Source organism: Nocardia sp. NPDC057663, from assembly GCF_042799895.1.
Classification (GTDB): Bacteria; Actinomycetota; Actinomycetes; order Mycobacteriales; family Mycobacteriaceae; genus Nocardia.
In genome coordinates this window covers 232,007-255,976 of record NZ_JBHVHX010000007.1, presented here as the reverse complement: position 1 = coordinate 255,976, position 23,970 = coordinate 232,007, and the positions used below count along the sequence as shown (strand labels likewise).

Sequence of the window (23,970 nt, the reverse complement as noted above, 5' to 3'; positions counted from 1 at the left end):
ATCGTATAGGTCGGCGCCGAACTTCCGTCCGCCCTGGACTGGCCCGACTACGCGCATCGCCCTGTATTGATGCACCGTTCACATTTCGTTCGGAAGTTCAGCCGGTTCGGCACCATGCGCCCTCCCCTGCCAGTGCAGGATCTCCAACGCCACCGCGATACGAATAGGGTTGCGCTCCAGGGGCTGAGGAAGCAACTGCCGCGCTCGGGCAAGCCTGCGCATCAGCGTGTTGCGGTGGAGGTAGAGCTGTTCCGCAGCGGCCGATGCATTGCCCTGCTCCCTCAGATAGGTCAGCACCGTCGCCCTCAACTCTGGATCAGCCGATGCCAGATCACCTAGGGCGCGATGAATGAAGTCCATTGCCCTCTCGGGGCTTTCGGTGACCAGCGCAACGAGCTCGACATCCTCGAACTCCGCGATCTGCTGGGTCGATCGCAGGCGGCCCATCATCCGCTGGGTAGTCAGTGCATCGCTATGGCTGCGCCGGAAGCCATCCAGTCCGGCGGCCGTGGGGCCGACGGCGATGTGGATGTCGGGGTTGGTAGACACGAGGTCGTTCAACTGCCCTTTGTCGAGCCTCGACTGCCCCGGCATCCACACCCATCGTGTCGCTGTGCTGGCCATGATGCTCAAAGGCCGACTATCGACCGACTGGCACATGGCGTCGGCAACACGATCGAGTCGACGGGGGTCGACATTCGCCTGCTCGCTCCACACCACAGCAGCGGTGTGCGCTTGGTTCAGCCCATAGCCCAACAACATTTCGGCGCGCTGACGCGTGATCGGAGCGCCATCCATGATGAGAGCGACCACTTCACGCCGTTTCGCATGTGAGCCGCGAGTGAGTTCGGCACGCTCTTGTTGCATCTGAGCTTCGATGCCCTGCATCGTTGCATCGAGAAACGCACTGATGGACTGCGCCGTCACATCAAGGAGTTCCTGGAGCTCCGCAGGGTCATCGGTCAGCGTGAAAACGATCTGCATCCATCGTCGCCACGCCACATTCTGGCCGATGCGATACGCGTCGAGAGACGACTGGTCGAGCCCACGACGAACCAGATCGCGCGCGATCGCCAATGGCTCGGCGCCGAGGTTGGCGGGCACGGGCGCACCGGGATTGCGCACGTTTGCAGATGCCCAGTGCTGCAAATTCGCGCGGGTGGTCCGACTACTCGCCGCGGCGAGTTCGGGGTCTTCGGCCATCACCGGGCTGGCGGCAAGGACAGCTCGGTTCACCTCTTCGATCCACGCTGCGGGCGCATCCAACGCGATCTCAGCGCCGCGCCGAATCAGCTCCTTGACCCGAGGCGATGCCGGTACCCATTGCACCTCGAAACCCTACCGCAGGGGTGGTGCACTGTGCACATACGTGGAGTCAAATAGGGCACTGACGACCTTGGCCGCCAGGGATGCGCGTCCGATGATTATGTGAAGAGCATCACTATCCCAGAGGACAACTCTTCATGACACCGCCACAATCACGACACATCGAGCACTTTGACGTCTTGATCGTCGGCGCCGGCATCTCCGGCATCGGTGCCGCCTACTACCTGCAACGTGACCACCCCGGCCGTTCGTACGCCATCTTGGAAGCGCGCGACGCCATCGGCGGCACCTGGGACCTGTTCCGGTATCCGGGCATTCGCTCCGACTCGGACCTTCACACGTTCGGGTACGAGTTCAAGCCCTGGCGCGACGAAGCGATCGCCAGCGCAGACAAGATCCGAGCCTACGTGTGCGAAGCCGCCACCGAGCACGGCATCCGCGAAAAGATCCGTTTCCATCACAAGGTCGGCGCAGCGGCCTGGTCGAGTGACGACGCGCGCTGGATCGTCGACGTGGAGCGCACCGACACAAGCGAATCCACCCAGATCAGCGCCAACTGGCTTTTCTGCGCCAGCGGCTACTACCGCTACGACGAAGGCTTCACCCCCGAATTCGCCGGACGTGACCGATTCGCGGGACAAATCGTGCACCCACAGCACTGGCCCGAAGACCTCGACTACGCGGGCAAACGAATAGTCGTGGTCGGAAGCGGTGCAACCGCCGTGACGTTGGTGCCGGCCCTGGCAGAGGCCGCCGGGCACGTCACGATGCTGCAACGGTCCCCCACCTACATCCTGCCCGTGCCATCGAGGGACTCCATCGGCGATGCGTTGACCAAGGTGCTGGGCGAGAAACGCGGCTTCGCTGCGACACGTCGCAAGAACATCGCAATGCAGCGTGTCACCTGGCGGTTCTGTCGGCGGTTCCCGCGGCTGTCGCGGAACATTCTGCGCCGCATCAACTCTGCCCAGCTCCCCAAAGGCTATCCCGTCGACGTCCACTTCAATCCGAGCTACAACCCGTGGGAACAGCGTCTGTGCACCGTTCCGGACTCCGACCTGTTCCGGGCAATCAGCAGTGGCACCGCGTCCGTGGTCACGGACCGAATCGCCACATTCACCGAGACCGGAATAGAGCTCGAGTCCGGAGCCTCGCTCGACGCAGACATCATCGTCACCGCCACCGGGCTCAACCTCCTCGCGTTCGGCGGCATGTCGCTCACCGTCGACGGTGCAGGAGTTCACCTGCCGGATGCTGTCGCCTTCAAGGGCATGATGCTCAGTGGTGTCCCGAATTTCGCCTTCGCGATCGGTTATACCAACTCCTCCTGGACGCTCAAGGTCGGTCTGCTCTGCGAGCACTTCTGCCGTTTGCTCAGCCATATGGACGCCCACGACTACGCGGTGTGCTCCCCGCAAGCCGAGAACGCCGTCACCCAAACTCGGCCGCTGCTCGACTTCGCCGCAGGCTACGTCCAGCGATCGCTGGATCAGCTGCCGCGGCAAGGGACCGAGGCACCGTGGCTGACCTCCATGGACTACCGCGACGACGTGAAACTACTGCGCTTCGACTCGGTCGCCGACCCGAACTTGCGCTTCGCAGCCGCGGGAGCCGCTGGCACCGCGACCGCCACGCAGCACGCCGTCATCGCTTGATCGCCGAAATGGGAGACTTCATGACCACCTTCACGAACAAGGTCGCCGTCGTAACAGGTGCAGGGTCAGGGATCGGGCAGGCCCTGGCTCTCGCCTTGGCCGAACGCGGTGCCCACCTTGCCATTTCCGATATCGATGACGCCGCCCTCGCCTCCACCGAGCAGTCCATCGTCGCGCTGGGAGCACGCGTACACGCACAGCGGCTCGATGTCGCGGATAGGCAGGCTTTCGCCACCTACGCGCAAGACATCCGAAGCCACTACGGAGTCGTTCACCAGGTCTACAACAATGCCGGGGTCGCCGTCGATGCCGGCGCCGTCGTGTCCACTGACTACGTCCAGTACGAACGGGCTATCGGCGTCAACCTGTGGGGCGTCATTCACGGAACGAAAGAGTTCCTGCCCCATCTGATCGCGTCCGGCGACGGGCACCTCGTCAACATCTCCAGCATCAATGGCATCTTCGCTCAGAACGCTGCCAGCGCGTACTGCACGACCAAGTTCGCGGTCCGTGGGTTCACCGAATCGGTCCGGGCGGACATGATCGCCGAGGACCTCCCCGTGCAGGTGACCGTCGTACACCCCGGCGGTGTCGCCACCAACATCGCCAACTCGGCCTTGGCCAACGCCGCCGACTTCGGCATCGTCCCCACACAACGAGACCGCCAGCGAGTCGAGGTCTACAACTCCAAGCTCCTCCGGATGCCGCCGCGTAAGGCAGCCGCGATCATCCTCGACGGCGTCGCAGCCAATCGACCCAGGATCCTGGTCGGTTCCGACGCCCGGTTCATCGATGCGTTCGCGCGACTGATGCCGCGCACGGCACCAAAGTTCGCTGCATGGCTCGACAAACGCACGTTCGGAACCTCATCGGAAGCCTCAGCAGCTTCGGTGACGCCGTGACCACCTCGCCGACCTCCACCGATCTCTACTGCCATGTCAACAACGGTATCCGACTGTGTTATCGCACCGCCGGGTCATCGTCGAACCCACCAGTCGTACTGGTCGCCGGGCTGGGGCTGGATCTCACATCCTGGCATCCGAAACTGGTCGAGCACCTTGTCGCCGAGAACATGTTCGTGGTCCGCCTCGACAACCGGGACACGGGCCGCTCATCGCGCATTCCCACGAGGCCACCCGGTCTCATCCGGTTGCTCACTGCCCGTCCACGCACCGACAGCTACAACCTCACGGACATGGCGAACGACACTGTGGGGCTGCTGGACCATCTCGGCATCGGCAAGGCTCACCTCGTCGGGATGTCGATGGGAGGGATGATCGCCCAATCCGTGGCCTCGCAGCACCCCGATCGGGTCACCACCCTGACATCGATATTCTCCACGACCGGCGCCCGCAAGGTCGGACAGCCGGCATGGTCCACGCGGGTTCGGATGGCGATACCGGCGGCGACGACGCGAGAGGAATCGGTCTCCCGGCACTTGATGATGACGCGGCACGTCGGGAGCCGCACGCTGGGAACGGACGAGGCCGAAGCAGTTCGCTACGCCCGGGGTGCCTGGGATCGCGCTGGCGGACTCGGCAACCGCGACGAAGTAGCTCGCCAGATCAACGCGATCTACCTCTCCGGCGATCGGACCAGCCAATTGCGGCGTGTTTCCGCCCCGACCCTGGTCGTTCACGGCGACGACGACCGTTTGGTACACCCCAGCGGAGGACGCGCTACCGCTGCCGCGATTCCGGCTGCTCGTGCTGTCACCATCCCCGGAATGGGACACGATCTCACTCCGCGTCCAGTGATCGACCACCTCGTCGATCTCGTCTCCGAACATATCCACTCAGCCGAGGAGGTCAGCTCATGACCGCGACAGAACCTCATCCCATGGTCAATCTCCCGCCGGGGCCGCGGTGGCCCGCCCCCGTCCAGGCGATTGCCTTTTCTGTGTTTCGACCTGAAACCGTACTGGCCCAGGCCCATCGCTACGGCCCCAGCTTCTCCGCCAAGCTTCCGCTGTTCGGGCAGGCAACCGTGATCACCGAACCTCCACTGATCAAACAGCTCTTCCTGTCGCCTCCCACCGAGATGGAGACCATCGACCCCAGCCTCGATCTGATGTTCGGGAAGGGTTCCACCTTCGGACTCCGCGGTGACCAGCACCGCCGCCGCCGCAAGCTGCTGACGCCCCCCTTCCACGGCAAACGTATGCGCGCGTACGAGGCCATGATCGAGGAGGAGACGTTGAAGGAGATCGCGACCTGGCCCGACGATGAGGAATTCAGCGTCCTCCCGTCGTCGATGCGTATCACCCTCAACGTCATCCTCCGGGCGGTGTTCGGCGCTGACGGCAAAGAGCTCCAAGAACTCCGCGAGCTAGTCCCTGCATGGGTGGAATTCGGCTCCAGGCTGTTCGGCCTCCGGTTCCTCCACCACGACCTCGGGCCCTGGAGTCCATGGGGGCGCCACCTCGCCAAACGACGCCAGTTCGACCGCATCGTCGACTCCCTGATCGACAAGGCTCGAGCCGACCGTGACTTCGAGAACCGTGACGACGTTCTCTCACTGATGCTGCAGGCCCGGTACGAGGATGGCGCGGCGATGTCGAGACAAGAAATCGGCGACGAACTAGCGACGCTGCTGGCCGCCGGGCACGAAACGACGGCCACCACCCTGGCATGGGCGCTGGAACGCCTGCAACGGAATCCAGGGGTTCTCGCCGAGCTGGTCGAGGCCATTGACGAGGGCGACGACAAGTTCCTCCAAGCGACCGTCTATGAGGTGCAACGGGTACGCCCGGTCATCGACGGCGTCGTTCGCAGGGTCGCGGCACCCACTGTCACACTGGGCCAGTGGGTGCTTCCGCACGGACACCATGTCTTCGTCAGCGCCACCGCGGTCCACAACGATCCAGCGTTGTACCCGAACCCCGACAAGTTCGATCCGCTTCGATTCCTCGGCAAGTCGCCCGACAACTTCGCCTGGGTTCCCTTCGGAGGAGGAAACCGACGCTGCATCGGTGCAGCCTTCGCCAACATGGAAATGCTCGTCGTGCTCCGTACCATCCTTCGTCACCGCGCTCTGCAACCCACCAGCGCACCGAACGAGCGGCAGAAGTACCGGGGCGTCGCCTTTGCGCCCGCACGCGGGGGCCGAGTCCTCCTACACCGCCGAAACCCGGCAACCCAAGTCAAGCCGACCACCAACGCCGGCGGCTGAGTACCTGTTTTCAGTCAACCGCTCCCGCTGCTTGCTCGTCGTGCGAGCTGAACCAGCCGCACGACACCGGATCGCCGGCGAGGCCCTCGACACAGTCGCGGGTCTTGCTGCGGGCATACGATGCCAAGGCTGGATTTCCGCCGCGCCTCGCGGCCGTATCGAACGAGATCACTTGCCTCCGAACTCATCACCCCCGCAGTACGAAGCCGACTCCACGCACGGTGTGGATTAGGTGCGGATAGCCGACAACCGCGAACTTGCGCCGAACGTGGCCGATCACGACATCGACCACGTTCGATGTCGTGGGGAAGTCATCACCCCACACAGCCTCCAGCAGCTGCTCCCGAGGCACCACCACGCCGCGATGCGCTACGAGAAGGCTCAACACCCCGAACTCGCGCCGGGTCAGCGTGACATCACGACCAGCGAGAAGTACGCGACGCGATGACGGCTCGATCTGCAAGGGACTCACCGGCAGCACATCAGGCAATGCCGTCCAAGCCCTGCCGCGACGGCGCAGCAATGAGTGCAGGCGCGCGTTCAACTCGCGGAGGCTGAACGGCTTGGCCAGATAGTCGTCCGCGCCGAGTTCCAACCCTTCGACTCTGTCGCTCACGCTGGTATGAGCACTGAGTACACAAATGGGGACATCGACGCCGACTTCTCGAAGAGAAGTGATGAATCCGAGCCCACCCAGCCCCGGCATCTCGATGTCCAACACGACAACGTCGGGCATGAGGTCGTGAGTCATTGCCAATGCGTCTGCCCCGCCGCCTGCGGTGCGTACGGCGAATCCGCTCAGCCGAAGCCCACGCTCGAGCGACCGACGCAGGTCGGCGTCATCGTCGACCACCAACACCAGATGACGCTCGTTCCGAACGGTGCTGTTGCCGGACCCGCCCCTGCCAAGGGCTCGTGCCGCGTGCGCACTCACAGCAGCCACACCGTCCTCCCCAGACTTTGTCTTCCGCGTGCAGACTTCATAAGAGTTCTCTGACATCGATTGACTGACTAGATCATCATCCATGACTGTTATATCAGCTGGACGCGCTGGGCACCGACGACCAACGTCTCACCGCCGCGATCCGGATGCCTCACCGCCGACGGTGGTGACCGAGCACCAGGGAGAACACCGAATGCGGATGCACAGACTCGTGGCGTCGACCGCTGTGGCAGCAGCCGTCGGGGTTTGCAGCGCTACAGCCGATACCGGTACCGCTGCGGCGGCATCTGGGTGCCCCGCGCTGTATGTCGTCGCGATCCCGGGAACATGGGAGACGGGAAGCGACAGACGAACCACGGGTCCGGGCATGCTCAGCGGCGTGACCGATGAACTCCCCGACTCGGAGCAGGTGGTCTATGTCGACTATCCGGCTACGGCGTTTCCCTGGGAGGGCAAGGCCTATGGCGCGTCGAAGAAGATCGCAGTCGACACAGCGCGCTCGCTGATCTACCAGCTGGAGCAACACTGCGCAGATGCACGATTCGCGCTCGTCGGCTACAGCCAGGGTGCCGACGCCGCTGGAGATCTCGCTGCCGAGATCGGCGGTGGCAGCAGCGTCGTTGCGCCAGACCGAATCGCCGGCGTCGGTTTGCTGTCAGATCCGCGGCGGTCGCCGACCGACATTCAGGTTGGCCCCGCAGTCCCCGGTTCCGGCGTACGAGGTTCCCGCCCTGGGGGTTTCGGCTCGATCACGCCCCGCGTCCGAACCATATGCGCTGCCGGCGACCTGTACTGCTCCACCGACGAGGAAGACTTCATCACGCGGGTCGCGAGCACCCTCGGTGGCGTCACCGACGACTCCCCCGAGAGCATGCAGCGATACCGCATCGAGGCGACCGCGCTTCTCACCGAACTCCGTTCCGAGCATGATGGACCGGCTGCCTCGCCGGAGGAAGACCAGAAGGCAGCATCCCGTCGTGCGATCGAACTGGGACGGTTCTATGGATCTGGCACGCACATGTCATATGGCACCTACCTCGTCGGCGATGGAAAGTCATCGATCCGGTGGCTACACGACTGGGTTGCCTCGCTGGGGTAAACCGAACAAGTGTCCGCCCCGCATTCTGCCGGGGCGGACACTGCCAGATCGACGCCAGGACTACTCAGCCCGCTGCGGCATCGGCTGATTGATCGTTGTGAAGTATTGAGCAGCTGCCGCGATTGCCACGGGCGCGGTGACGAAGAGCTGCCCTGCCAAGGCCCCCAGGAATCCACCCGCCCCGACACCGGCGATGCAACCCTGAACGCCGGACGGCAGAGCCGCGAACATCGTGGCCAGCGCACCGGACAACACCGCGCCGGTCACCCCTCCGAGAGCGCAACCGACGGCAGCACCCCCAATCGCACCGGTCAAGGTGCCCACACTTGCGCCCAGCGCGATCGTACTGGTCATTCGACTCCATGCGTCCTTCTCGCGGTCGTATTCGTTCTTCCACGTTGCCTGGTCCTCGTACGGCAGCGCCACCGGCTTGTACTGTGCCCGATCGAGGCTGTACCGCGGCGTCAGCGTAGCCATCCGGTCCGCGACCACCACATCGATCGGAAACACGAAATCGTCTACCCGGAACGAGAGTTCGGTGCCGGCAAGGACGGTGCCGCCGGCACCCACGATCTGGAGTACACCGCGTTCGACCACCAGCGAACCCTTGTCCACCTCGACAGTGGCCACCGTATCGCTCACGGAAGCCACATAGTTGACCGACTCCGAACCCGAGTCCGGTCCGGCATCGGCATGACTCGCTCCAGCGGTGATCGCCAGCGCAGTACTGGCGGAAGCGAGCGCCAGTGCGATCTTGGTGAATTTCACGGATGAGCCTTTCACTTACTGCCACGGTGTACACAGTCGCCACCGCGGGAATGAATTTCAATTGCGTTGCAGAGGATGTCGATTCACATCCGCCCAGAGCCGGGCATTCATTGATTGACCGCGGCTGAACCCAAGGGCGATCCGGGCATGACGAACGGTAGGAGAGGAAGGGCAGCGAATCAACGGATAGGCGCGACCAAACCCCGGACCCGCGCATTTCGCCAGAAGTTTCGTACACGACGCTTCGCGCGACCGCTAGGAAGAAAATATGCCCCGAGCGGCCAGAACACCCGATCGAATCAATGCTCGGACGACGGAAATACCCGCAGTATTCGTCACCCATGTCACATTCTTCATCGACGCCGAATCGCCCTGTCCAACAGTGACTTACGCCGCGATCGGGCCTAGTTGCGCCTTCGATCACTTAACAAGCGATCATTTTCCACAGAATTTTCACAACGTACCACGACCGCCGCAAGAGAGAGCCCGGGCGGCACCAGCACCAGCAAGACGACCCGTCACCGGCGCGCAAGCGGGACAGGCCGGCAACGACCCCCTGGCAATGACCCTTGTCATATGTGATGATGTCCTCAGTTACGATGACAACGTCACTCGCTGAGCAGGCGGGGAAGCTGGAAAGGCGGGCGGCCGGTGGGCCACTACAAGAGCAACGTGCGCGACCTCGAGTTCAACCTGCTCGAGGTACTCGGACTGGAGACGATCCTGCAGTCCGGAGAGTTCGGCGACCTGGACGCCGACACCGCGCGGTCGATGTTGACCGAAGCAGCCCGCCTCGCCGAGGGCCCGGTCGCAGCCTCATACGCGGACGCCGACCGCACTCCCCCCACGTTCGATCCGCGCACGCACTCCGTACAGCTCAACGAGTCGTTCAAGCAATCGGTGCGCGCCTGGTATGACGCCGACTGGTGGCAGGTCGGCAAGCCCGAAGCGATCGGCGGTATCCCTGCACCCCAAATGCTGGCCTGGGCGATCAACGAGTTCATTCTCGGGGCACAACCAGCTGCCTGGATGTACATCAGCGGCCCGAGCATGGCTTCCCACGTCCACCGTTCCGGGACCGAACTCCAACGGAACTGGGCGAGCCTAGCCGTGGAACGCAATTGGGGTGCGAGCATGGTGCTGACCGAACCCGACGCAGGGTCCGACGTCGGCGCAGCGCGAACACGGGCGATTCCGCAGCCTGACGGGACCTGGCACATCGAGGGGGTGAAGCGGTTCATCACGTCGGCCGAGTCGGATGATCTCTTCGAGAACATCATCCACCAGGTTCTCGCCCGTCCGGAGGGCGCCGCCCCGGGAACAAAGGGTCTCAGCCTGTTTCTGGTGCCGAAGTACCGCTTTGATCCGGAGACGGGTGCGCCAGGCCGGCGCAACGGTGTCTATGTCACCAATCTCGAGCACAAGATGGGCCTGAAGGCATCGGCGACCTGCGAACTCACGTTCGGCGCGCACGGTGAACCGGCTGTCGGCTATCTCCTCGGTGAGGTACACAACGGTATCGCGCAGATGTTCCACGTCATCGAGGAAGCTCGCATGATGGTTGGCACCAAGGCGATCGCCACGCTCTCCAGCGGCTACCTCAACGCCCTCGACTATGCGCGCACCCGCGTCCAGGGAACCGACCTGACTCAACTCGGCGACAAGACCGCACCGAAGGTCACGATCACCCACCACCCCGACGTCCGCCGTTCGTTGATGCTGCAAAAGGCATACGCCGAAGGAATGCGCGCGATCTACCTCTATACCGCCGCGCACCAGGACCCCATCGTGGCCCAGCAAGTCTCCGACGCCGACGCCGAGCTTGCCCGTCGGGTCAACGATCTACTGCTGCCGATCGTCAAGGGTGTCGGATCCGAGCGTGCTTACCAGTACCTCACCGAGTCACTCCAATGTTTCGGCGGCTCCGGTTTTCTCCAGGACTACCCCATCGAGCAGTACATCCGTGACTCGAAGATCGACTCGCTGTACGAGGGTACGACCGCGATCCAGGCCCAGGACTTCTTCTTTCGCAAGATCGCTCGCGACCGGGGCGTAGCGCTGGCCCACATCGCCGGCAAGATCCGCGAAACAGTCGAATCCGATGCCGATTCCGGCCGCCTCGAGCAGGAGAAGGCCATCCTCGGAACAGCACTCGACGACGTGCAGGACATGGTGGGCCGGTTGACCCAGCACCTCTTCGCAGCAGAGGGCGACCCCACCGAGCTGTACAAGATCGGACTGGAGTCGGTGCGCTTCCTCTTTGCCGTCGGCGACCTCCTGATCGCATGGCGCCTCCTCGTCGGCGCTGAAATCTCTCTCAATGCAACAGATTCCGAAATCAACGACCGGGACAGGTCGTTCTACGAAGGCAAAGTCGCCGCCGCCTCGTACTTCACCAGAACGGTACTGCCGAGGCTCACTGTCGACCGCGCAATGATCGCCAATGTCGACGCCGCGGTCATGCGCGTGGATGAAGCGGCCTTCTAGCCCAATTCTCGCAACGGCCGCCTGCCAGCATTCGGCAGGCGGCCGTTTCTGCAAAGTGGTGACCCACTCGATGCCACAATCGGCGTCGGTACTTCCGAGCTGCACCAAGCGTGCTGACAACTTCGACGTAAACCCTCAGAAAGGACCTGAAATTGAAAGATAAACTGTTCGGAATCGCCGGTTCGCGGCGCGCGTTCATGACCGGCGCGACCGCCGCGGGACTGTCCGCGATCTTGGCGTCCCAACCCGCAGCTGCCGACGTGGGCTCCGATCCGATCAAGTTGACATGCGCCATTCGCCGTCGGCCCGACCTGTCTCCGGCAGAGTTCTACGGCTATTGGCTGCATCGCCACGGACCTTTCGCCGTCGAGCAGATCAAGATCCTCGGCGGTTTGCGCTACGTTCAGAGTCACGCAACCGACTCCACTCAGAACCTCGTCCTGACCACCACACGCGGCGCAGGACAGCCGTTCGACGGGTTGGTCGAAGTCTGGTTCCCATCCGAGCACGCATTGATCGCCGCGCTCGCCACACCTGCAGGTATCGAAGCCAATCTGGGACTCACGGAGGACGAGAAGAACTTCATCGACGTGCCCAACTCCGCGTTCTTCCTCACGAAGGAGCACGTACTCCTCGGTTAGCTAGCGCATCGAGGAGGCCGCGCGCCGACGCGGCTACGCGGTCGGGCCATCGGGCGCTGCGTTGCTGTGAGCACGTCCGGTTCGGCCCGTGGCCAGGCCGTTGAAACGCCATGCGCCACGGGCCGATTCTTACCGAAACACCGTCGAACGTCCTGCCCTCCGGGCATCCATGTCAACCGGCGACCAGAGCGTCCTCGGTCGCTTCTACAGCTGGCGTCGACTGCTTCGCACGCCGAGTCGGCAACAAGGCGGCGACCGCAACGGCGCCGACCGCGAGCACGATCGCCGCGATCGAGCTGGTGTGCGACACGGCTTCGGCGAAGGCAGAGTCGGCCACCGCGGTCAGCTGGGCTGCCTGCTCCGACATCCCGGCCTCCCCGAGCCGCTGCGCCACGATCAGCGCACCACCGATCGAGTCCTGGGCCACATCAGCAGCTTCCGCGGGCAGTCGGCCTTCGACAGCGGGACTGATCTCACTGCTGTAGGTGCTGGCAAGCAAAGAACCGAGGATGGCGATGCCCAGTGTGCCGCCCAGTTCGATAGAGGTGTCGTTGACCGCACCACCGACGCCGAGCAGCCGCTCCGGGAAGGCATCCATGATGGTGTCCGTGGCCGGCGAAACGCTCAGGCCGATTGCCGCGCCCAGGAGGACCAGCGGCCACACGAAGGCCGAATAGCCGGACTCGGCGTCTACTCGGGTCAAGATTGCCAGTGCCGCCACCCCCAACAGCATGCCGGCGACAACCATCGTCCTCAGGCCCAGCCGCGGGGTCAGAACTCCAGTGATGGCCGAGCCGATAAAGACCGCACCTGCCAGCGGCAGCAGCCGGACGCCGGTGGCGAGGGGGTCATAGCCGAGGACGAACTGCAGATGCTGCGTGACGTAGTAGAGCGCTCCGAAAGCGGCCAGGAAGAACAGGAGCACAGCGAGATTCGCGCCCGAGAACGCACGATCGCCGAACTTGCGAATGTCGAGCATAGGGTTCGGGTGACGCAGTTCCCAGCCGATGAACCCGGCGATGGCCACAGCGGCGAGCGCTCCGGCGAACACCGCCGATGCGTGCCAGCCATTTCGCGGCCCTTCGATGATCATGAACACCAGCGCCGCGACAGCAACTACGGAAAGCGCCCCACCGACCAGGTCCAGCCGCTGCGCGGTCTGTGCCCGTGAGGGCGGGACCAGCATCAGTGCCCCCACGATCGACACCAGCGCGATGGGAACGTTGATAAGGAAGGTCGAAGACCAACCGTGGTCGACGAGCAGCCAACCTGCGATCAACGGCCCGATCGCGATCGCGAGGCCGGTGGTGGCCGTCCAGATCGTAATCGCCACGGCACGTTCACGTTTCGGGAACGTCGCCACCAGCAGCGAGAGCGTGGCCGGCATGATCATCGCAGCAGCGGTGCCCATGATCGCCCGGGCCGCGATCACCCATTCGGCACTGTCGACAACCGATCCCAGCACAGCGCCACTGGCGAACAACACCAGACCGACCAGCAGCATGCCCCGTCGACTGTATTTGTCGCCGATCGCACCCATCAACAGCATCAGGGCCGCGTACGGGATCGTGTAGCCATCGATGATCCATTGCAGATCCTGGCTGGTCAGAGCCAGATCCAGGGTCATGTCCGGGGCGGCCACGATCAGCGAGGTGTTGGTCATCACGCCGATGAGCACACTCAGGCACAGCACCGCCAGGGCGGCCCATCGGCGGCCGTAGACGGTCTCCGGTTCGACCGGAGCGGTGACGAATACGGACATGTCAACTCCTCAGAAATTTTGCACGATTGTGTGCAATTTTGCACCCATGTGTGCAATCTAAGGGCTTTGCACAGAGCTGTGCAATCATGGGGGCCTAGAAGTGAACGGACTCACACAGCAGCGACAGGAACCATGACGACATCAACGACACCGAGCACCCGGGCTCAGGCCAAACGCCGACACATCCTCAACGTGGCTGCTGTCGAACTCGCACGCAATCCGGCCGCCAGCATGGAGGAGATCGCGTCCGCGGCCGGCGTTGTGCGCCGAACGCTCTACGGGTATTTCCCGACCCGCGACGCATTGATCGACGGGATCCTCGACGTGGCGGCCGAAGACATCGTCAGCACACTTCGCACGCTCGACCCCGACGAACCGGTCTCCGTCACGACGGCACGGTGCACGATCGCTCTATGGCGGGTGGGAGACAAGTACCGTCTCCTCCTCAAGCTGACCGGAACCAACCTCGGGGCACGCATCGAGCAACGGCTGGCGCCGGTACACGAGCACGGCACCGAAATGCTGACCTACGGCCAAGAGACAGGCGTGTATTCCGACCACCTTCCCGCCGAGGTCCTCTCCCACGCGCTGTCGGGCCTGGTGCTGGGACTCCTCGAAACGCGCAACAGTGGCGAGTGGACAGACCCCGACCCTGACATAGGGGCCGCGCAGGCCTGTCTCATCACCTTGGGGGTGCGCCCCGCAGAGGCGGCGGAAGTCGCCAAGATGGCGGCAATCCTCGAGAATCAAGACCATCAGCCGACCGACTGCCCACCGCACACCAGCATCACGACACCCCGCAACGTGCCCGAGAATCGTGTCTGACGCTTCGATCAGATACGATTCTCAGTGACGATTCAACGAAAGGTGGGCCGGTGACCGCTGAACCCGCAGCACGCAACCGTGTTGACCGTCGCCGCGAGCGCACCCGAAACGCGCTACTCGGTGCCGCGCGAAAGTTCCTCTCCGAAGGCCGATCCGCGGTGAGCATCCAAGAGATCACCGATGCGGCCGATGTGGGATTCGGGTCCTTCTACAACCACTTCGATTCCAAAGACCAGCTCTTCGACGAGGCCGTGCGGTCGGCGCTGCAGGTCTACAGCGAAATGCGCGACGGGATCGTGGCGCTGTACGACGACCCAGCCGAAGTCTTCGCTGTGAGTTTCAGGATGACCGGCCGTCTACAGCGACAAGTACCGGAGATGGTGCGGGTGATCCTGCATTCTGGGATGTCTGTGCTCTTGCGAGACGAGGGACTGGCCCCCCGGGCACGCAAGGACATCATCGCCGCACAGGAGGCCGGGCGGTTCGAGCCGATGGACCCCGACATGGCGATCATGGCCGCCGGCGGCGCACTGCTCGGCTTGCTCCAACTGCTCGACGCAAACCCGGAAGCCGATGTCGAGGCGCGCACCGACGAGATGACATTTCACATGCTGCGGATGTTCGGGATGAACAAGCGCACCGCACAGAAGCTGAGCTCCGCCCCCCTGCCCCCGCAGCCGCAACTGTAGCGCTGCATCTCGAGCGCACAGCGTCGATATCCCGCGCCAAGAAGGCTTCGCCTGCTGGGCGGGGCCGCATGCCGACATCATGACCCGCCTGCCGAATTTGGTGGAGTACATTCAGCGCCACTTCTCGTTCTCCGACTATGGTTCGACCGGGTCTTGAAGCAACTGACCGGTCCCGGTGGCGGACGAGGGTGGGAACCCGGACACAACACCACCACCGCGCGGCGCACGCCTATACAGTCGACAGGACTATCGCGGTAATCCTCGACTCTCGTGTTGTTCCCACCGAAGACCGGACACTATGACCTAGTTGCTTCCTGTGACGATTCGACTTCGGCATCGTGGCCATACTCTCGTTCGATGGCGGCGCCTTCGATGTCGAGGTCTGGGACATAGCGGCCGAACCAGCGCGGGTGATACCACATACGATTGCCGACCAGCGCCATGACGGCCGGTACCAGCGTCAGCCGGACGATGAACGCATCGAGGAGGACGCCGACGGCGAGGGTGAATGCCAGTGGTTTGACGATCGGATTGTCGACCGTCGCGAATGCGACGAAGACCGCGAACATGATCAACGCAGCCGCTGTGACGACGCGAGCGGAGTGGGCGACTCCGTTCTGCACCGAGGCGACCGCGTCTTCGGTGCGGGTGTGTTCCTCCTTGATCCGGGAGACGACAAAGATCTGGTAGTCGCTCGACAGCCCGAAGATGATGGCCAGGGTGATGATCGGCAAGAAGCTCAACGTCTGCGCTTTGGTTACGTCGAGAATGTCTGCGCCCCAACCCCATTGGAATACCGCGACCTGTGTTCCGAGGGCTGCGAAGACCGACAGGATGAACCCGGCGATCGACGACAGCGGAACCAGGATCGTCCGGAAGGCAACGGTCAGCAGGATCAGCGCCAATCCCACCACGACGACGAGGAAGATCGGCAGTGCCTGAGCCAATTTGTCCGACGTGTCGATATTCGCGGCTGTAGTACCCCCGACCAGGTACGTCAGTCCGGTGCCGCCTTCGATCCGAGCTCGGTCGTCACGCAACCTGTTCACCAGATCGGCGGTTGCGCTGTCACCTGGTCCGGTCTTCGGCACGACCTGGAGCAGCAGCAGCTGGTCGCCGGTTCCGGCAGGCTGCACGACCGCGACATCCGGCTCTTGTTGCAGTCGACCGATCAGTGTCTGTGTCGCGTCCTGGCTGGTGGCGTGAGAGAGGTCGGTCACCACGAACAGCGGTCCGTTGAAGCCGGGTCCGAAGGCCTCACTGACCAAGTCGGAGGCCTTCCGGGCGGTACTCGATTCCGGCTGCGTAGCGCCGCTGGGTAGCCCCAGGTCCATCTGGGTAACCGGAATCGCCAAGACGACAAGTATCGCCACTCCGGCGACCAGCAGCGGGATCCGGAATCGCGTCACGAATCGCCCCCACGCATGGCCGCAGGTGCGTTCGGGCTCGTAGGCAGCAATACGAGCCACCTCTTCTGCTTTCCCCGGATGCAGCGGAGGCGATATGAACTTGGCAACCGTCCCACCAGCGAAACTGAGCAGCGCGGGCACCAATGTCAAGGCGACGAGCATTGCGACCAACACCGCTGCCGCCGCGGCGAGTCCCATCACCGTGAGGAAAGGAATCCCCGCGACGGTCAAGCCGCACAGCGCAATGATCACGGTAATCGCCGCGAAAACCACCGAGCTACCTGCCGTACCGACCGCCAGCGGAATCGATTCGGCCGTCGTCATGCCCAGTACTAACTGGTGTCGATGCCGAGACAGTATGAACAACGCATAGTCGATGCCGCAGGACAGACCCAGCATCATCGCCAGCGACTCCGCGGCTGACGGCACATCGACGAATGCGGCGACGCCGAGTATCCCCGCCAGCCCGATTCCCACGCCGACCAGCGCAGTAACGATGGGAAGGCCGGCCGCGACGACCGCGCCGAAAGTGATCAACAAGATGATGAACGCGGCAACGACACCCAGGACCTCCGGCGAGTGGGGGATCTCCGCTGTGAAGCCGGGGTACACAGCACCGGAGAACTCGACCTCGAGTCCGGCCTCGCGTGCCCCGTCAGCAATGTGATCGACCGCCTCGAGCGTGTGCTCGGAGACCTCGCCGGCGGAAACGGTGTACTGCGCACTGCCTAGCGCGACCCGCTGGTCAGGGGATACCGCCTGCGCCTGGAACGGATCGACGACGGCCGCGACCTGAGACAACCCCTGCAATTCCGTCATCACCTGGTCGATCTCGGCTTTCACCTGCGGATCGGTCACCTTGGCCAGGCCGGGTGTGGCGAAGACGATCTGCATCTGCGCGCCGCTGAACGCCGGCATCCGCTCTTGCAGAAGTTGCACTGCGTCCTGCGACTCGGTACCGGGGACGGTGAAGTTGTCATTGGTCTTGCCGCCCGTTCCCGCGGCGAAAGCAATGGCACCGGCCAACAGGAGAATCCAGATCGCCACCACCCACCAGCGGCGGCGAGCTACAACCTGGCCGAGAGCGAACAGATACCTGGACATGCGGGTCCTCTCAGAGAGATACCAAACGACACATCGACACAGCGGTCTCGCGAATCATCCGCACACTAACACGCCAGATGACGACATCATCATAAACGCTGTAATGGTCAGCAGATGGTGTGCGAACGGTGTCAACGTGTCCGAATGCGTCGATGGCTCGGAACGAACGCGGGCAGTGTTGTCCACAGAGTTTCCGGGTGCCGGGAGATGCGCTGAACAGTGCCGTCCGGCCGAACCAGTGCCGCTTTGCCACCGCCGCGGCGCACCCAGCGATACAGCGCGGAACCGCGCGTCGCGTCGATGACGACGCAGTCGCGTTGCCCGCACATGACCCGCTCTTCGGACGACAGCCCGACAGTGGTGACGATGGAGAACCGTCCCGCGACGATTTCGTCGACGTGGCGACCGTCGGCGAGCCGGACATTCGGGATCAGCCGGCCACCGAGCCCACGCCACGGCAACGGGGCGGCAACGAGTTCGGACCGATGTAGTGGTGGCGATTCACCACCGGTCACCATGCGGGTGAGGCCCGGCACCTGCGATAGCCGTGGCACGATGAACCTGCGCAAGCGGTTGCCCATCTCACCGCCTTCGGTCATCGTCATGCCGGTGAGCTTGGCCAGCCGGATCATCGCTCGCGCGTGTGGCTTTCGCTCGATCTCATAGGTGTCCAGCACACTGTGCGGCAGCTCGGCCCGCAGCACGCCGGCCAGCTTCCAGGCGAGGTTTGCGGCGTCACGGACGCCCGCTCCCATTCCTTGACCGATGAACGGCGGCGTCAGGTGAGCAGCGTCCCCGAGCAGGAAGATCCTCCCCCGCCGCCACCGATCGGCGAGCTGGGCGCGGAAGGTGTAGTCCGCGACCCGCACCAGTTCGAGGTTCTGCGCTGTGGTGACATCCATCCAGGGTGCTATCAGGGGCTGCAGCTGGGAAAGATCCCGGTAGTCATCGGCGGTTTCACCGGGTAGCAGCCGAAACTCCCAGCGGTGTCGCGTCTTTCCGATCCGCATGTACGTTGCGGGGCGCATGGGATCGCAGATCTGGTGTACGCCTTCCCAATGGCCGAGATCCGTCGTCGTGGAGATATCGACGACCAGCCAGCGCTGCTCGAATCGGAGATCGTGCAGCTTTCCACCGATCGCCTCGCGTACCAGGCTGTTCGCGCCGTCACAGCCCAGCACATACTCCGCACAGACGGAGTCGGCTCGGCCCGTTGTCCGATCCCGGAAGTCCACCCGGACACGACCGTTCTCCTCGGTCACGGCTTCGACCTCGGCGTTGGACCGAAGCGTTGCCTCCGGATAGATACCCAGATTGGCTCGCAGCAGCTCTTCCAGTTCGGGTTGGTCGAACAGATTTGCCTCCGGATACCCGTTGCGGCCATCGGCTGGATCTCGATCGAATTGGGCCAGCACGTGCCGATCGGCGTCGACGAGCCGTAGCCCCAGCGCCGGCCGGGAGATTCTGTCGAACTCCTCATCGACCCCGAGCCGATCCAATACTCGTCGGATCTCACCGTCCAGATGGACCGCACGCGGCTGGGGATAGACCCCCTCCCACCGTTCCAGGACCAGCGATTCGATCCCATACTGCGCCAGCAAAGTTGCTGCGGAGAGTCCCGCCGGACCTGCTCCGATGATCACGACGGGAATCACCTCGGCATTCACTGAATGGACCCCGCAGCGGTGACAATGTAGGCAACAGCGACCAGACCCGACCCGGCCGCGGGCACGATCTCGATCACACCGTCACCTCGACGCACATGGGACACGATGGCGCCACCCATCAGCAGTGCCAGCCCGGTACCGGCCGCCACGCCGATCCAGGGGTACGCGAGGCCGAGTAGCACCCCGGCCGCCCCTGCGGCTTCGAGCGCGCCGACTCCCCGAAATGCGGTTGGGGTAACACCGAGATGCTCCGCGCGAGCTCGCATCGGCGCGATCGCAGCCAACTTGGCTCCACCGAACGCCGCGAACTCTGCCGCCAGCACGCCGGCGAGAACAGTCGAGATAATATTCATCACCCGATCACTACTTTCCAGGAAATCGCGTAACGGCCGAGGGTGGACTCGACCTCGCTGGTGTCGACGCCATCGCCGACGGTGACTCTCGCGACGATCGCACCGTCGGTCACATCCGCGGTGACCGCTCGAACCCCGTCGACGCCTGCCAACGCGTCGACCAGTTCGCGTCGGGTCGCGTCAGCACGCAGCCCCAATTTGTAGGGCTTGCCGACATCGGTGACGGGCAGAGCATCGACCACCGTGACGGTTTTGGGCGCGGCTGCGCGTTCGTGCACTCGTGCGACCGCCCACTCGACCAGTTCCGGCTCGGTGACCGTTGCGTCCGCCGAGAGCGTCACGTAGGCGACCGGCACTTCGCCAGAGTGCACGTCGGGGCGGCCGACGGCACCTGCGGTGGCCACTTGGGGGTGCGCGAGCAGGGCGTCCTCGATGGTCGCAGGATCGATGTTGTGGCCGCCACGGATGATGAGGTCCTTCGCGCGGCCCTGCAGGTGAATGAAGCCGTCGCGGTCGATATGGGCCAGGTCACCGGTGTTGAGCCAGCCGTCGACCAGCGAACCCAATCCGCTGGTGACGTGGCCGAGTTCATCTTTGCCGGTGATGTATCCGGAAAAGACCGTCGGGCCGCTGATCACGAGCAAGCCGGTCTCCCCGGTGGGCAGTTCCTCCCAAGCACCGTCGTCGTCGATACGCACGATCGCCACAGACTGGTAGGGCATTCTCTGTCCGACCGACTCCGGCCGCGCCAGGTGGGGGAAGCTTCGTGCTGTGATGCAGGTGGCTTCGGTGAGGCCGTATCCCTCCACGAGCGTCACGCCGGTATGGGTCTGGAAGTTCTCACGGACAGCCTGCGGCAGGGGGGACGCACCCACCATCGCGTAGCGCAAGCTCGAGATGTCAGCGCTGATCGGGCACTGGGCGAGCACGGCATAGACTGTCGGGACCGCACTCATCGCCACGATCCGGTAGTGCGACACGATGTTCCAGTACTCCGCGTAGAGCGCGAAGTCTCGATAGCCCAGCGGTCCGGCCCACACCACCGACTGGCCGCGGAAGAGCGGCGCGAGCAGAGTCACGATGAGCGCGTTGACGTGAAACAGCGGCAACGCAGCGAAGACGACCGCATCCTCGTCGAGCAAGGAATTGGCGGCGAGCATCCATGCATTGGAGACCTCACCCCGGTGCAGGTGTGCCGCCATCTTCGGAACACCGGTGGTCCCGCCGGTATGGAACAGCGCTGCCAGATCATCCGCAGTGGGCGGCACACCGACGAAATGGGACGAAACCTGTTCGGCGGCAAGAGCATCAAGGTAGCCGACGACTACCCCGTCGATCGATGGAAGCGCAGGCGGCTCGCCGGCAGCCAGCGTCGGGCGCAGTACCAGCACCGCGTCCAGCAGCCCTTGGGCAGCCAGCCCGCGGACCGACGCCCAGGTTGTCTCGGCGAGTTCGGGTCCGGCGGAGATCAGTACACGTGCTCCGGCGCGACCGAGCAATTCCGCGATGTGCTCGAAGGACAGGCCGCCGTTGATCGGCGCCGCGACGCCGGCCAATTGTGCTGCAAGAGTGGCGGGGATCAACTCGGCGCAATTGGGCGCGATGAGCCCGACCGCATCGGTGCGCCGCACGCCGAGTTCGTGCAGCAGGTTCGCGTACCGGTGGACATCGGCGAGAAGTTCACCGTAGGTACGCCGCAGCGGTTCCCGCCATCGTGTGGCGTCGGGCAGGACGGTGATCGCGTTGCGCTCCGACCACCGTGCCGCGGCCCGGACGAGTAGCGCGTAGGTCGAATCAGGCAGACCGCGTGCAGAAAGGGGCACCGACTCGATGGCAATGAGGTCCTCCGGTTCGGCGTACCGCGGCCAGAGGATGTCCTCGGCCGCCACGTCGAGAGTCCCGTTGTCGGTCATTGCGCATACCGCACGATCGTGCGCTGGCGGCCCAGATCGATGGCTCCGTCATCGGTGCCGATGGCAGCCTCGACCACGTCGCCGTCCTCGAGGTACTTCGGGTTCTTGGCCTGCTTCTGGAAGAACAGCTTCCACTTGACCTTCGGCGGCAGGAGCGATCCGATGATCTCGACAGCCTTCGGAGGGGCACTGATCGCGGTTCCGATCGGTGTGCCGGTGAGGAGCAGGTCGCCGACATCCATGCGCTGGAATCGGGTCAGCTCGCGCAAGGCCTCGACCGGCCGGTAGATCATGTCGGCCACCGTCATGTCCTGGCGCACCTCGCCATTGACCCACAGCCGCAGTCGGAGGTCGGTGAACCGCTTCAGCTCGTCCGCATCCAGCAGCACCAGCGCCGGTCCGACGGGGGTGAAGGTGGGATAGGACTTCGCTTCGTAGAACTGGGTCTTCGGCAACTGGACATCCCGAGCGGAGACGTCGTTGGTCACGACCAGGCCCACGATGTAGTCGGCGAGGTTCTCCGAGGTGATCTCCGAGCCGACAGGCATTTCATTACCGAAGACGAGGCCGATCTCCACCTCGTAGTCGAGCAACTGAACGTGGGGGGGTCGGACAACGTCCTCGGTCGGTCCACTGATCGACCCGGACGCCTTTCGAAAGAACGTCAGCGGAACAGACTCCGGGTCCATTCCCGAATCCTTGACATGCGAGGCGAAGTTGGTCATCTGGGCGACCACGCGGCAAGGTGCGGTAACCGGGGAGAGCAGCGACAGGCTCTCCACCGGGACGGCGTCAGTGCCCGAAGCTGCGGCCGCAACCGCCTCCAGGTCACCGAGCAGCTCGCGAGTCGTCGACGCGGCGGTGTCGACGCGGACGGCACCGCTGGGTGTTTGCACCCACCAGGCTTCGGCAGTGCGGAGAATGGACAGGCTCATGATTTGGCTACTTTCAACAGGCCGCGCAGGCGGCGGAGATCGAATTCATTGCTGTCGAGCAGCGCGTCAGCGATCGCGCGCAGTTCTCGAAGGGATTCGCTTCCAGGAGCAATGCCCAGAAAGTCTTTGGTGACCGGTGGGCCCCATTGGGAGAGCCCAGAGGCGGTCATCGGAGCCCAGCCCGGTTCGAGGGATGAGTCGAACAGGTCGCCGTCGCTGAAGTGCTCTACCAAGAAGCCGTCGGGGTCACGCCAATAGTCGAAGATCTGACTTCCCTGGATGTGACGTCCGATCCCCCATGACCGCTGGAAGCCGCTCTCACGCAGATATTCACCACCGGCAGCGAGCGCGTCCAGGTCCGCCACCTGATAAGCGGAGTGCACGTAACGATTGGAGGGCCCCAGGGTCAGGGCGAGCGTGTGGTGGTCAGCCGGAACCGAGCCTCGGTCGCAGCGAATGAAGCTCATGATCGGGCCCCGCTTGCGCTGTCCCGCGTAGTAGAGGAAGTCGCTGACGATCAGGCCCAAGTTCTGCAGGTACCAGTCGAGAGTCTCGCGATATTTGGTCGTCTGCACCACCACATGCCCGAGGCGCTGCACGCGGGCCGGTACCCGAGCCGGCCGCTGGGTGGCGTTGATCCGCAGAGCCTCGTGGCCGAGGTTGTAGACCTGCGGTTGTTGCGGTTGCAAGGCAGGAAGTTCGTGAGTTTCGGCAACCACTCGGACTCGGAGACCACTGGGATCGACAAGATTCACCGTCACTCCACCGAGCGATTCCGGCAGCGGCACCGGGGACGAATCCGTGGCGTCGGCCAGCCGCAACAGGTCGGTCGGCTCCGCAGCCTTGAACGCGGGGCCGATGAATCTCGACCGTTCTCCGCGACGGATGAGCACGCAGGGCGCACCAGGATCCGTCCCCCGCAGCTGCAGCTCATCGGCCGACTTCGACGACGTCGTGAACCCGAACGCGTGCGCGAATGTCTCCGCCCCGTCCAGGTCGGGCTTCTCGAACTCGAGCCACGCCAGGTCGAGGACCTTCACCACCGGGTTGCGTGCCCGGCCTGGATGTTCACCCGCCACTGCGCCGCTCTCACTGTGCAGTCCGCTGTGCACATCGTGATGGCCACTCATGGACCACTCCCTTCAAGATAATGACGATATCGTCACTCACGACAAGGTTGTCAGTCAAGTGTTTCTGACATATTCGTCAGTATTGACAGGACG

At 63.9% G+C, this 23,970-nt stretch carries 19 protein-coding genes; 9 read left to right on the top strand and 10 right to left on the bottom strand.

What is annotated here, in order from left to right; genetic code table 11:
* Positions 1-78 precede the first annotated feature (78 nt).
* Positions 79-1,329, bottom strand: coding sequence for a PucR family transcriptional regulator (locus ACFVAV_RS18645; RefSeq protein ID WP_379036185.1), 1,251 nt, complete (start codon positions 1,327-1,329; stop codon positions 79-81).
* Between the two features lie 134 nt (positions 1,330-1,463).
* Here ACFVAV_RS18645 and ACFVAV_RS18640 point away from each other — a divergent pair, with 134 nt between their 5' ends.
* The 4 genes from ACFVAV_RS18640 to ACFVAV_RS18625 are packed head-to-tail and all read left to right on the top strand — an operon-like array spanning position 1,464 to position 6,152.
* The gene (locus tag ACFVAV_RS18640; protein WP_379036184.1) at positions 1,464-2,981 is read left to right on the top strand and encodes a flavin-containing monooxygenase; all 1,518 of its coding nucleotides are present in this window, start codon (positions 1,464-1,466) and stop codon (positions 2,979-2,981) included.
* A 20-nt stretch (positions 2,982-3,001) separates the two neighbouring features.
* Positions 3,002-3,883 carry an SDR family NAD(P)-dependent oxidoreductase gene (locus ACFVAV_RS18635; protein WP_379036183.1) on the top strand — a complete coding sequence of 294 codons (882 nt, stop codon included), beginning with the start codon at positions 3,002-3,004 and terminating at the stop codon, positions 3,881-3,883.
* On the top strand, positions 3,880-4,800 hold the full coding sequence (locus tag ACFVAV_RS18630; RefSeq protein ID WP_379036182.1) for an alpha/beta fold hydrolase: 921 nt from the start codon (positions 3,880-3,882) through the stop codon (positions 4,798-4,800). The genes ACFVAV_RS18635 and ACFVAV_RS18630 overlap by 4 nt, the downstream gene beginning before the upstream one ends.
* Positions 4,797-6,152 (top strand): cytochrome P450, encoded by a 1,356-nt coding sequence (locus ACFVAV_RS18625; RefSeq protein ID WP_379036181.1) that lies wholly within the window; start codon positions 4,797-4,799, stop codon positions 6,150-6,152. Before ACFVAV_RS18630 ends, ACFVAV_RS18625 begins: the two co-directional genes overlap by 4 nt.
* A 187-nt stretch (positions 6,153-6,339) precedes the next feature.
* On the opposite strand, the gene ACFVAV_RS18620 is transcribed toward ACFVAV_RS18625, so the two are convergent.
* Positions 6,340-7,011: a response regulator transcription factor gene (locus ACFVAV_RS18620; protein ID WP_379036179.1), complete on the bottom strand. Its 672-nt coding sequence runs from the start codon at positions 7,009-7,011 to the stop codon at positions 6,340-6,342.
* A 277-nt stretch (positions 7,012-7,288) separates the two neighbouring features.
* On the opposite strand from ACFVAV_RS18620, the gene ACFVAV_RS18615 reads away from it, so the two are divergent.
* Positions 7,289-8,194, top strand: a complete 906-nt coding sequence (locus tag ACFVAV_RS18615) for a cutinase family protein (protein ID WP_379036178.1) — start codon at positions 7,289-7,291, stop codon at positions 8,192-8,194.
* 60 nt (positions 8,195-8,254) lie between these two features.
* Here the strand turns inward: ACFVAV_RS18615 and ACFVAV_RS18610 are convergent, their stop codons facing one another.
* The gene (locus tag ACFVAV_RS18610; RefSeq protein ID WP_379036177.1) at positions 8,255-8,962 is read right to left on the bottom strand and encodes a hypothetical protein; all 708 of its coding nucleotides are present in this window, start codon (positions 8,960-8,962) and stop codon (positions 8,255-8,257) included.
* A gap of 651 nt (positions 8,963-9,613) precedes the next feature.
* Here ACFVAV_RS18610 and ACFVAV_RS18605 point away from each other — a divergent pair.
* The gene (locus ACFVAV_RS18605) at positions 9,614-11,449 is read left to right on the top strand and encodes an acyl-CoA dehydrogenase (RefSeq protein WP_379036176.1); all 1,836 of its coding nucleotides are present in this window, start codon (positions 9,614-9,616) and stop codon (positions 11,447-11,449) included.
* Positions 11,450-11,646: 197 nt separating this feature from the next.
* Positions 11,647-12,090, top strand: a complete 444-nt coding sequence (locus tag ACFVAV_RS18600; RefSeq protein ID WP_379036175.1) for an EthD domain-containing protein — start codon at positions 11,647-11,649, stop codon at positions 12,088-12,090.
* Positions 12,091-12,262: 172 nt separating this feature from the next.
* On the opposite strand, the gene ACFVAV_RS18595 is transcribed toward ACFVAV_RS18600, so the two are convergent.
* Positions 12,263-13,852, bottom strand: a complete 1,590-nt coding sequence (locus ACFVAV_RS18595) for an MFS transporter (protein WP_379036174.1) — start codon at positions 13,850-13,852, stop codon at positions 12,263-12,265.
* A gap of 132 nt (positions 13,853-13,984) precedes the next feature.
* Between ACFVAV_RS18595 and ACFVAV_RS18590 the strand changes: the two genes are divergently transcribed.
* On the top strand, positions 13,985-14,677 hold the full coding sequence (locus tag ACFVAV_RS18590) for a TetR/AcrR family transcriptional regulator (protein ID WP_379036173.1): 693 nt from the start codon (positions 13,985-13,987) through the stop codon (positions 14,675-14,677).
* A 50-nt stretch (positions 14,678-14,727) separates the two neighbouring features.
* The gene (locus tag ACFVAV_RS18585; protein ID WP_379036172.1) at positions 14,728-15,366 is read left to right on the top strand and encodes a TetR/AcrR family transcriptional regulator; all 639 of its coding nucleotides are present in this window, start codon (positions 14,728-14,730) and stop codon (positions 15,364-15,366) included.
* A gap of 296 nt (positions 15,367-15,662) precedes the next feature.
* Here the strand turns inward: ACFVAV_RS18585 and ACFVAV_RS18580 are convergent, their stop codons facing one another.
* The 6 genes from ACFVAV_RS18580 to ACFVAV_RS18555 form a co-directional block, all read right to left on the bottom strand.
* Entirely contained in the window at positions 15,663-17,879 is a 2,217-nt protein-coding gene (locus ACFVAV_RS18580; RefSeq protein ID WP_379036170.1) for an MMPL family transporter, read from the bottom strand.
* Positions 17,880-18,010: 131 nt separating this feature from the next.
* A complete protein-coding gene (locus ACFVAV_RS18575) occupies positions 18,011-19,546 on the bottom strand; it encodes a bifunctional 3-(3-hydroxy-phenyl)propionate/3-hydroxycinnamic acid hydroxylase (RefSeq protein ID WP_379036169.1) in 1,536 nt (511 codons plus the stop codon).
* Positions 19,543-19,899, bottom strand: a complete 357-nt coding sequence (locus tag ACFVAV_RS18570; protein ID WP_379036168.1) for a DoxX family protein — start codon at positions 19,897-19,899, stop codon at positions 19,543-19,545. The genes ACFVAV_RS18575 and ACFVAV_RS18570 overlap by 4 nt, the downstream gene beginning before the upstream one ends.
* Entirely contained in the window at positions 19,899-21,812 is a 1,914-nt protein-coding gene (locus tag ACFVAV_RS18565; protein WP_379036167.1) for an acyl-CoA synthetase, read from the bottom strand. The genes ACFVAV_RS18570 and ACFVAV_RS18565 overlap by 1 nt, the downstream gene beginning before the upstream one ends.
* Positions 21,809-22,747: a fumarylacetoacetate hydrolase family protein gene (locus tag ACFVAV_RS18560; protein WP_379036166.1), complete on the bottom strand. Its 939-nt coding sequence runs from the start codon at positions 22,745-22,747 to the stop codon at positions 21,809-21,811. Before ACFVAV_RS18560 ends, ACFVAV_RS18565 begins: the two co-directional genes overlap by 4 nt.
* Positions 22,744-23,877, bottom strand: a complete 1,134-nt coding sequence (locus ACFVAV_RS18555; protein ID WP_379036165.1) for a VOC family protein — start codon at positions 23,875-23,877, stop codon at positions 22,744-22,746. Before ACFVAV_RS18555 ends, ACFVAV_RS18560 begins: the two co-directional genes overlap by 4 nt.
* Positions 23,878-23,970 lie beyond the last annotated feature (93 nt).

Excerpts from the sequence above, each read along its gene's own strand:
- ACFVAV_RS18640 (WP_379036184.1), top strand. The coding sequence starts at position 1,464 with ATGACACCGCCACAATCACGACACATCGAGCACTTTGACGTCTTGATC.
- ACFVAV_RS18635 (WP_379036183.1), top strand. The coding sequence starts at position 3,002 with ATGACCACCTTCACGAACAAGGTCGCCGTCGTAACAGGTGCAGGGTCA.
- ACFVAV_RS18625 (WP_379036181.1), top strand. The coding sequence starts at position 4,797 with ATGACCGCGACAGAACCTCATCCCATGGTCAATCTCCCGCCGGGGCCG.
- ACFVAV_RS18615 (WP_379036178.1), top strand. The coding sequence starts at position 7,289 with ATGCGGATGCACAGACTCGTGGCGTCGACCGCTGTGGCAGCAGCCGTC.
- ACFVAV_RS18600 (WP_379036175.1), top strand. The coding sequence starts at position 11,647 with ATGACCGGCGCGACCGCCGCGGGACTGTCCGCGATCTTGGCGTCCCAA.
- ACFVAV_RS18595 (WP_379036174.1), bottom strand. The coding sequence starts at position 13,852 with ATGTCCGTATTCGTCACCGCTCCGGTCGAACCGGAGACCGTCTACGGC.
- ACFVAV_RS18590 (WP_379036173.1), top strand. The coding sequence starts at position 13,985 with ATGACGACATCAACGACACCGAGCACCCGGGCTCAGGCCAAACGCCGA.
- ACFVAV_RS18580 (WP_379036170.1), bottom strand. The coding sequence starts at position 17,879 with ATGTCCAGGTATCTGTTCGCTCTCGGCCAGGTTGTAGCTCGCCGCCGC.
- ACFVAV_RS18570 (WP_379036168.1), bottom strand. The coding sequence starts at position 19,899 with ATGAATATTATCTCGACTGTTCTCGCCGGCGTGCTGGCGGCAGAGTTC.
- ACFVAV_RS18565 (WP_379036167.1), bottom strand. The coding sequence starts at position 21,812 with ATGACCGACAACGGGACTCTCGACGTGGCGGCCGAGGACATCCTCTGG.
- ACFVAV_RS18560 (WP_379036166.1), bottom strand. The coding sequence starts at position 22,747 with ATGAGCCTGTCCATTCTCCGCACTGCCGAAGCCTGGTGGGTGCAAACA.
- ACFVAV_RS18555 (WP_379036165.1), bottom strand. The coding sequence starts at position 23,877 with ATGAGTGGCCATCACGATGTGCACAGCGGACTGCACAGTGAGAGCGGC.